The sequence below is a fragment of the Methylophaga sp. UBA4204 genome (assembly GCF_002379485.1).
In the GTDB taxonomy this organism is placed as follows: domain Bacteria; phylum Pseudomonadota; class Gammaproteobacteria; order Nitrosococcales; family Methylophagaceae; genus Methylophaga.
In genome coordinates this window covers 26,414-26,811 of the sequence record NZ_DFTU01000096.1, presented here as the reverse complement: position 1 = coordinate 26,811, position 398 = coordinate 26,414, and the positions used below count along the sequence as shown (strand labels likewise).

Sequence of the window (398 nt, the reverse complement as noted above, 5' to 3'; positions counted from 1 at the left end):
CGTGAATATGTTGGTGGTTATGATGATTGGCTGGCACAACGCCAAAAGACTGTTAAACAGGAAAAGCCTGCAGCCAAACTTGAACCTGCTTCTGCTGCAAAATCGGTTAAGAAAAAGTCGACACTAACGTATCAGCAGCAACTGGATTTGAAAGCGTTGCCGCTAGAGATTGAACGACTGGAGCAACAAATTGCGGCGTTAACAGAAAAAATGGCAGCAGCTGATTTTTATCAGCAGGATGCTAATAAGATTAAACAAGTTCAAACACAGATGGCAGAGTTAGAAAAATCTCTGGAAGCAGCCTTTGATAAATGGGCAGAACTGGAAGCGTTGCAAAACGCCTAATCTGAAATTTACAGACGCAAGCCAATGGGGGAGATACATGGATGTATCTCACA

The 398-nt window shown here is 43.0% G+C and carries 1 pseudogene; it reads left to right on the top strand.

Annotated features, from left to right (window positions below):
- Positions 1–345: pseudogene (locus B3182_RS14615) on the top strand (ABC transporter ATP-binding protein); the annotation flags it as partial.
- Positions 346–398 lie beyond the last annotated feature (53 nt).